Origin of the sequence: Candidatus Anoxymicrobium japonicum (genome assembly GCA_002843005.1) — a bacterium.
In the GTDB taxonomy this organism is placed as follows: Bacteria; Actinomycetota; Geothermincolia; order Fen-727; family Anoxymicrobiaceae; genus Anoxymicrobium; species Anoxymicrobium japonicum.
The window spans coordinates 1-8,105 of sequence record PHEX01000071.1; the positions used below are offsets into that span (position 1 = coordinate 1).

General features: G+C 56.7%; 10 protein-coding genes and 1 tRNA gene. 7 read left to right on the top strand and 4 right to left on the bottom strand.

From position 1 onward, the window contains the following. Nucleotides 1-214 precede the first annotated feature (214 nt). Nucleotides 215-1,342: a hypothetical protein gene (locus tag CVT63_07005; protein ID PKQ27618.1), complete on the bottom strand. Its 1,128-nt coding sequence runs from the start codon at nt 1,340-1,342 to the stop codon at nt 215-217. Between the two features lie 119 nt (nt 1,343-1,461). On the opposite strand from CVT63_07005, the gene CVT63_07010 reads away from it, so the two are divergent. Further along, the gene (locus tag CVT63_07010) at nt 1,462-2,658 is read left to right on the top strand and encodes a hypothetical protein (GenBank protein PKQ27619.1); all 1,197 of its coding nucleotides are present in this window, start codon (nt 1,462-1,464) and stop codon (nt 2,656-2,658) included. 52 nt (nt 2,659-2,710) lie between these two features. Here CVT63_07010 and CVT63_07015 read toward each other — a convergent pair whose 3' ends face one another. The 3 genes from CVT63_07015 to CVT63_07025 all read right to left on the bottom strand — a co-directional run bounded on the left by CVT63_07015 (nt 2,711) and on the right by CVT63_07025 (nt 4,527). Beyond that, nucleotides 2,711-3,700 carry a hypothetical protein gene (locus CVT63_07015; GenBank protein PKQ27620.1) on the bottom strand — a complete coding sequence of 330 codons (990 nt, stop codon included), beginning with the start codon at nt 3,698-3,700 and terminating at the stop codon, nt 2,711-2,713. Between the two features lie 192 nt (nt 3,701-3,892). Beyond that, complete coding sequence (locus CVT63_07020) at nt 3,893-4,204, bottom strand: hypothetical protein (GenBank protein PKQ27621.1); 312 nt, start codon at nt 4,202-4,204, stop codon at nt 3,893-3,895. After that, nucleotides 4,201-4,527, bottom strand: a complete 327-nt coding sequence (locus CVT63_07025) for a hypothetical protein (GenBank protein ID PKQ27622.1) — start codon at nt 4,525-4,527, stop codon at nt 4,201-4,203. Before CVT63_07025 ends, CVT63_07020 begins: the two co-directional genes overlap by 4 nt. Nucleotides 4,528-4,733: 206 nt before the next feature. Between CVT63_07025 and CVT63_07030 the strand changes: the two genes are divergently transcribed. The 6 genes from CVT63_07030 to CVT63_07055 all read left to right on the top strand — a co-directional run bounded on the left by CVT63_07030 (nt 4,734) and on the right by CVT63_07055 (nt 8,024). Further along, the gene (locus CVT63_07030) at nt 4,734-5,312 is read left to right on the top strand and encodes an orotate phosphoribosyltransferase (protein ID PKQ27623.1); all 579 of its coding nucleotides are present in this window, start codon (nt 4,734-4,736) and stop codon (nt 5,310-5,312) included. 5 nt (nt 5,313-5,317) lie between these two features. Continuing rightward, nucleotides 5,318-5,881, top strand: coding sequence for a guanylate kinase (locus CVT63_07035; protein ID PKQ27624.1), 564 nt, complete (start codon nt 5,318-5,320; stop codon nt 5,879-5,881). After that, nucleotides 5,882-6,151, top strand: coding sequence for a DNA-directed RNA polymerase subunit omega (rpoZ, locus tag CVT63_07040; protein ID PKQ27625.1), 270 nt, complete (start codon nt 5,882-5,884; stop codon nt 6,149-6,151). A 2-nt stretch (nt 6,152-6,153) separates the two neighbouring features. Next, on the top strand, nt 6,154-7,350 hold the full coding sequence (coaBC, locus tag CVT63_07045; GenBank protein ID PKQ27626.1) for a bifunctional phosphopantothenoylcysteine decarboxylase/phosphopantothenate--cysteine ligase CoaBC: 1,197 nt from the start codon (nt 6,154-6,156) through the stop codon (nt 7,348-7,350). Between the two features lie 211 nt (nt 7,351-7,561). Continuing rightward, nucleotides 7,562-7,924 (top strand): hypothetical protein, encoded by a 363-nt coding sequence (locus tag CVT63_07050; protein ID PKQ27627.1) that lies wholly within the window; start codon nt 7,562-7,564, stop codon nt 7,922-7,924. An 11-nt stretch (nt 7,925-7,935) separates the two neighbouring features. Beyond that, nucleotides 7,936-8,024: transfer RNA gene (locus tag CVT63_07055), tRNA-Leu, on the top strand. Nucleotides 8,025-8,105 lie beyond the last annotated feature (81 nt).

The window sequence follows — 8,105 nt, forward strand, 5'->3', positions numbered from 1 at the left end:
ACACGCTCATAGAGATACTATCAAGGGCGGCGTGAATGAGCTATTCTCGGGGGGTGCATTGTGAAAGATAATTAGGCGGGGACTGCGAAAGTCCACAAATAATCGGCACGAAAAAACCCGTTGCGTTATCCCCCAAATGGATGAATTGTGGATATCCGCCATGCTCAAGGAAAAGCAGGCGTCTCATTCGTGTATGCGCGGGTTATTTCGCGGGTTAGTTGGACTGAAAGTAGGCGTTTACGCCGGCTACTATCTGCGAGGCAACCTGATCCTGGCCGGTCGGGTTGTTTCGAACAGAATCCACCTTGTTCTCGATGCATATCACTGGAACCCTCGAGAGCACGCTCCCTATCAGGCATGTCGGATGTCCCGGCGGGGTTGTATTGCCACGGCTGGTTCCGCCGGTGTCGTCTTTAACGGATAGACCCAGACTCGCGGCAACCGCCCTTGCGAGGGAGTCGCTCGCGCTCGCGACATTCGGATCCACAACTGTGACCCTCGACGGATCGGACACAGGGCATCGCGCCGCGTTGGGCGGTGGCCGCATTACCCCGGTGAACCCGGTGTTGTCGTAATGAAGCCGTACCATAATGGCGCACGTGTTGCCAATGTCAGCGCGTGTTCTCAAGGAAACGGAAGCATCAGCACTGTCCTTGGTCAACCGTACCGAGTACCCCGCCTGCTCCAGGGCGGCCTTCGCCTTCAAGGCCAGATCCCACATCGCCTGTATCTCGCCCGTGGCGCCTCCATTGTCGCCAACGTTCAGGCCGGTGGCGGGATCCGTCTCGTTGCCGGAGTGTCTCGAGTGCCCGGGATCCAGGCACACCGAGCGTCCATTCCCGCTGGTTTGCGGTGGCGGCGCACTGTCAACTGTAGGCGCAGGCGCTGGCGGGGCCTGGTCTGGATTCGCGCCGGACGACTTTTTCTCGAGATCCCTGACGAACTCTGGTGACTCGTGGAGCCCGGCAAGGCGGACGGTAACCAATTCCTTGGCCTCGACGCCGGCGCCCGACTTGGGATTCTGGATTTCAACCTTCAACTTGAGACAGTTTCCGCTACTATCCTGCATGGGATCAATCTCAATAAAGAGGCCCAGCGCTTCGACTTTCTTCTTCGCGTCCTCGTATTTCATGCCAACCAATCTGGGAACCGTGAGCCCGCCGCTCCTCATTGAGATCATCGCAACCAGGCCAGCCACAAGGCCGCCCATCACGAGTATCCCCGCAACCATCAGTATGGTGTTACGAACGTGGCGAACTTTTTTCCTTCGCTCGGCCTTGAGCGAACTCCGGCAAAGCTCGGCGCCTTTTCCACTGAAAAACTCGTTCGTTATCTCAATCACCTCGTTCGTATTACCCGTACTGTTGTAGAATTATAAGCGCGCTGGTCTTATCCCTTCAAAAAAACAGCCAGGTATATTCAGGAAACCGGGTACCAGACAGGTTTTTTCAGGAGAAGAAAATGAACGAACAAACAACAAGAGAAGATGGACTTGCCTGCGGGATCGCCACCAGGGCTGGCGCGAGCGGTGACGCCGAGGGCGCCTGCGCTTTATGCGATTACACGTCTCGAGCATCCAGGGGTTACCTGTGCTTCATGGCAGTCGCGGACGGATTCGGCGGGGCGGGGCGTGGGGACGTCGCAAGCCGTCTCGCGGTGGATACGCTTCAAGACTCACTCGACCCGAACCACTTCGAGAATCAGGAGGAGTTCCGCGGCGCCGTGAAAGAGCGCCTGCTCGATGCAATGTCCTCGACAAACCGTAATATCATTGAGACCGGCAAGTCTCATGAGAGAACAGGACTTGGAACCACGATCACTTGCGCGGTAACGGACAGCGAAAACGCGTTCATTGCGCATGCGGGCAACGCCAGGGCGTGCCTGCTGACTTCCCGCGGCCTCCGTCAGATCACAAGCGACCACGTCGAGCCGGTCGGCGAAAGAAAGAAACGGCTAACCCGCGCTCTCGGCGTGACGCCGGAAGTCGAACCAGACGTCCTGCGCGTTCCCTTGCTACCCGGCGAGACGCTTTTTATATGCAGCCACGGCCTCTACTCCGCCCTGAGTGTCGAAGAACTCGCATGCGCGCTCAGCAAGGCTACCGACCTGCAGAACACATGTGAAGGACTTGTCGACACCGCTTTTGCGCGAGGCGCGACAAGCGACGCGTCCCTGGTGGCATGGCGGGTTCCCGGCGCGCGGGAAAGCGACACCGGGGCAGTTGAGCGTTCTGCCACCGCGGTAAAGGTTCCCGCGAAAAAGCGCAGGCGCTTTGTGGTTGCTTTCATCGTTTTCTTAGCTATAGCCGCGTGCGTCGGCGCGGGATGGGGCGCCAGGGAGATGTGGTTCAAAAACAAGACCGCCGGGAACAAAGCCGCGAACAGCGCGCCGGAGCGAAGTTCCATTGCGAGGTTCAAGCAAGGAGACTCCGCGCTCGTGAACAGTATGGGACGGCCTGATGCGTGCTATCTCATGGATTACCCTGGTGGGGAAAAGCAGACGAAACTATACGATGACTGGAATGTCAATGTCCTCTCAACCCGTTACGCGAAAGGCGAGCAGTGGTGCAGAGTCGAGGTCGTCGGAGGCGTCCCTCCGGCAACCGGCAAGAGGGGTTACGTACAGGAATCCTTTCTCGTCCGCGCCACTCAGCCGTAACCACGGCAATACGGAAAACCGCGCCTCGGAACAATGCGATGCGACACAGTGTCTATGGGACAGGAACCTTACTCGCCGCGGCCATTTTCCTGCAGGCAGCCTCGTCGAGACCAAGCAGGTAATCTTTGACAACATCGACCGTTTCCGCCACCAGATTCACAAACACGTGGTTCATCGCGTCCCCTGAACTGTGGATAGAGTTGTCGGACTTGCCCCCGGACGCCATGCGCTCGAGCCAAACGGCCGGAATGCCGATCTCGCCAAACGGCTCGTGATCGCTTTTGTTTCCCTGCAGGCGAGTGCCGTTTAACCCTTTGCTTTTCGTGTATTGAACCAGTGCGTCCGCCAGCGGCGCGCTTCGAGAGCCCCAATCTCTAAAAGTCATCTCCGGGCCAACCCCGATTGTGTCTATCGACAGAACCCCCAGAATCTTCGCGCGCTCGACAGGCGGCTGAGTTCCCAGGTAGTAACGTGACCCGTGGCGGGCAGTGCCTGCCGAGTTTTCCTCCTCGGCGCCAAAGATGAGGAACCGAACCTCGGGAAAGTGCCTGGTTCCTTTGATGGTTCGCGCCAGCTCGAGGACGGCGGCGCATCCCGAGGCGTTGTCGTTGGCGCCGGGGGCGCCCGACTTCGAGTCCATGTGCGCGCAGATAAAAAACGTGAATTCGCTCGTGCCGCCCGGATCCGCCGTAACAAGGTTCGTGGATGTCTGACCGCCAGAGAGAGCAAACTGATCCATGCCGACTTTGTAACCCGCCTTCTCGAACTCCGTGACCAGGAAGCTGGCCGCCTGCTTCTCTTGTGCTTTCCCCTCGGGGCGGGGTCCGATGTTACTGCTCAAGTAGCTCATTATCTGGCGTATCCGTTCGACGTCGGTTGACGCCGGGGCATTATACTTTCTGGACTCGGCTTTCTTATGGGCTGTCGCCACCGGCTTCTTTGGCGCCCTCAACTTCGCCTGGGCAAAGTACCCTCCGGCGACCCCGATTACGAGCCCCAGAACAAGCGTCAATATAAGCCAAATATTTCCTCTACGATTCATAATATGGAACTTTACAACCACTGTAGCCGGTTTGTACAGTCGCTTAACTTTGGGGTCAGTCCCACATGGCGCGCGGACGCGCCACCACCTAAGATGAAAATGTCTCAGGGTAGCACAGACATTCCTGTCTGTGATGCGACACACCCCCACCTTAATCCTCCCGCCGTCAGAGGGGGAGGAGATCAGAAGTGTTTATTTTCGGAGCAGGGTGTCGTCCAATAGAAGCGACACAAGCCCTCTGCGACAGAACGAGGCGAGCAGCAGTACGGCCGCGATCCTCCAGAGCTCGGACATCGACCATGCCCCCTCACGGAAGAACCGGTGGTAGGCGTCGTGCGCCCTCGCACGCAGGGGTTCGGCCACTTGATAGACACGTGTAATGGTTCTTCTGCCGGGAACCAGCGCCCAGGCCGAGGAGATGCGCAAGAATATCTCGCGAGACGGCGCCGTGAACATAAAGCCAAACGAGGAGAGTATTCCTTTCCAGTTTTCGATGCCGTTCATGCGCGTCCCCTCCTTCCCTTTCTTCTCTGAATTTCAGCCCTGAGCGTAGCGATGTCCCTTTCCGCCCGCTTATCGAGTTCGGCCTTCTGCTTCCTGTAGCGCTCGATGCCGGTCTTTACCACGGGGACGTCTTCCGGTCTCAAGGTCAACAGCTTCGGCTTTCCCCTTGCCCAGTAGGAGAGCGCCTGGGTCTCGTGGGGATCACCGTCCACGCAGCGGCAGTTCTCCTTGCCGCACTTGCGGCGCATAGTGTAGAGCGAGCCCCGCAGAACCATGTCTTCCTTCTTTTTCCTCTCTTTCTCAACCACAGTCTCCACCTCCATCTGTCCTATCTGCATTCCTTACAACATACAGAATCTTTCGACAGAAAGATCATGAAGACCTTTGAGATTGGAGTTGTTACTTATCGACTATTAGCGGTTACCGGGAGATGGGCGCGGGTGGTATGATTGGAGATGAAAAGTGCGAAAGTTCACCGTCAGCGACTTTAAAAAAAAGACCTGACCCCAAAGTTAAATCGGGAGATGTGATGGATAACGATTTTAACGCGCTCGAGGTTCTTTGTGGGTGTGGCGCTTTAAAGAAAGGGCATTTCAGGCTTTCTTCCGGCCTCCACAGCGATACCTATGTCCAGTGCTCGACGATGTTGAAGAATCCCGCGCTGGCGCTGTTGACCGGCCGGGCCATTGCCGAAGCGGTTGGAGAGCCGGTAGATGTGGTTCTGAGCCCCGCGCTTGGCGCCGTGGTTATCGGATTCGCTACCGCCACGGCGTTCGCGTGCGAATCGATTTTTGCGGAGAGAGTGGCTGGCTCGATGGTCCTGCGCAGGGGTTTCCGAATAGCGCCCGGCGCGCGGGTATTGCTCGTCGAGGATGTTATTACAACCGGTGGATCTATCCTTGAACTTGCCCGACTCGTCGAAGACGCGGCAGGGAGTGTCGTCGCGCTTGCATGCATAGTTCAACGCGGGGATTTCGATGCGGGCGGCAGAAAGATTGTGGCACTCTCACGCGTTTCAGCCGAATCGTACATCGCTGACGAATGCCCACTGTGTGCGCAAGGTGTCAAGATCGATTCCCCTGGCAGCCGGCGTATACGGGTAGAATGAGAAAAATGAGTGAAAAGGGAAAGCCATTTGTAGTTTCCGGACCTTCCGGTGCCGGAAAGACAACGGTAATAAAGAAGGCTCTGGAAGTGGCGCCGGTACATCTGTCTATATCGGCTACAACCAGGCGAAAGAGGCGCGGCGAAGTCAGTGGTGTCGATTATGTGTTCATGTCCGAGGATGAGTTCAAGCGCCTGGTTGACGACGGCGCGTTTTTCGAGTGGGCGGAGGTTTACGGAAACTTCTACGGCACGTTGAAGAGTCAGGTGGAGAGTGTGCTGGAGCGGGGCGAGGATGTGCTACTGGAGCTGGACGTCGTCGGCGCGCTCACAGTCAAGCGCAAAGCGCCGGAAGCGCGTCTGATTTTCATCATGCCCTCCCGAGAGGAACTCTTGACAGATAGGTTGGAGGGCAGAGAGACAGACAACAAAAACGAGATAAGCGCGAGATTGAAAGTAGCTCCCCGGGAGCTTGAAGTGGGAGTGCGTGATTTTGATGACATAATAGTCAACGACAACCTCGACGAGGCTGTCCTGAAACTTGTGATGATTCTAAGAGAGGAGAAGGTCTGAATGGAAGAAAAAATGACGATGGTCAATCCGAAAATCGAGACTCTGCTCGAACACTCCGAAAACAAGTTTACGCTTGTGATCGAGGCCTCCAAGCGCGCGAGACAGATCACGAACTTCCAGAAGCGTCTTGGACAGGGAGTTGGTGGAGTTGCTCCGATGAAACTTGAGGATATCTCCAGGAAGCCACTTTCCATAGCGCTCGAGGAGATCGCGGAAGGCAAGATCGAGTGCGACCGTCCGGCGGAATACGAGGATGGCGAGGAAGAGTAGCCATGGCGGAGCTCGCGGGAAGGAAGGTGCTTCTGGGGGTAACCGGAGGCATAGCCGTCTACAAAGCAGCTGAGCTGGCGCGCATGCTGGCGCGCGCGGGCGCCGACGTGAAAGTCATCATGACCGGGGCCGGGCAGCAGTTTGTGTCCCCCCTGACGTTCCGCACGCTTACGGGGAACCCCGTGGCTACAACCATGTGGTCCGATCCGGGCTCGCCGTTTCCACATATATCGCTCAGTGACGAGGCTGATCTCATTGTTGTGGCGCCTGCCACCGCTAACATTGTGGCGAAAATGGCGAACGGCATCGCGGACGACTTGCTTTCGACGACAGTGCTCGCCGCCCGGGGCACTATCGTAGTCGCGCCGGCGATGAACACGCGGATGTACTTGAATCAGGCTACACAGAGCAATCTCGAGCGAATCCGTGAGATGGGCGTGATAGTAGTTGATCCTGGCGAGGGTGGTCTCGCGTGCGGGACCGAAGGCATCGGTCGCATGGCAGAGCCCGCGGAGATCATGGAAGTCGTCGAGCGCGAGTTGGCGGTTGTCCGCGATCTTGACGGCAGGCGCGTACTGGTGACCGCTGGTCCTACCCGTGAGCATATTGATCCGGTGAGGTTTTTCTCAAATCCGTCTACGGGCCGCATGGGTTACACGATTGCCAGGCAGGCAGCGCGAAGGGGCGCTGATGTCATACTGATTTCGGGGCCGGTGGAGCTGTCATGCCAGGCTGACATCGAACTCGTCAAGGTCGTTTCCGCGTCGGAAATGTTGAACGCGGTGCTCGATAACTTCGACTCGGTTGATGTGTTGGTGATGGCCGCGGCTGTCGCCGATTTTACATCCACAGAGGTCGCTGGTAAGAAGTTGAAGAAAAATAGTGGCGTGCCTGACATCAAGCTCGAGCCGACAACGGACATACTCGGTGAAGTCGCGCTCCGCAAGAACGGGCGCGTAGTCGTTGGCTTTGCCGCTGAGACTGATCAGGTCATCATGAACGCGAAAAAAAAGTTAAAGGAAAAGAACCTTGACCTTATCGTAGCGAATAAGGTTGGCGAGTTCGGGACAGGGTTTGGCTCGATGACCGACATGGCAGTCGTGATTGGCGACGCGGATACCGGAGCGGAACTGAAAATGATGTCAAAGATCGAACTTGCCGACGTGCTGCTTGACCGCATAAGAGACCTGTTGAAGTAATGCGCAAATCGGTGCCACTGAAGGAGCGATCCTCCATGGCGCACGGACGCGCCACCACCGTCCGTGCCCCCTTTCCCCCTGGGAGAGGGTTGGGGTGAGGGGTATAGTGGTAACCTGAACGGGGTTTATTTTTGGAGCAGTTGAAAGAAAATCAAGTAGGGGTTCACAAAAGCCGAAAACTCTACAGAGTGGCTCGACAGGGACGGGCGTGATGAAAAAAAAGTGCGTGTCGGGAATAGTGCAGAATATCTCGACCAATCCGTTTGCAACGTTCTCGAGGAGAAACTCACGCAATTTGAAGGTTTTCAGTTTTGATATATCTTTCGACCTTGTGGACAACAGTGGCAAGGTGAGGCACGTCTGGTTCAAGCGATCTTTTCGATTTCCACCGAAGCTCGAGGACGGCGACTATATTGAGATTGTCGGTCGTCGGGGATATTTAATAGGCTTGTTGGGGAAGAAGAACTTTTACGCCATGCGCATAATCGACAGAAAGCGCAATAGAGAGTACACTCCGTGGCGCAACATCCTTACACGCAGCTTGCAGGAGAAGAACAGTCAAGTGACCGATTGAGAGCCACACCCGTCGGAGTGGCGGAATTTGGTAGACGCGCAAGGTTGAGGGCCTTGTGGGACGTAGTCCCATGGGGGTTCGAGTCCCCCCTCCGACACCACGCTTAATGAGCTTCGCGAATGCTTCACGATATCGGAGGGGAGACTCGAACAGGGGGGTCTTTGTGTCTTCGTGGGGGGAA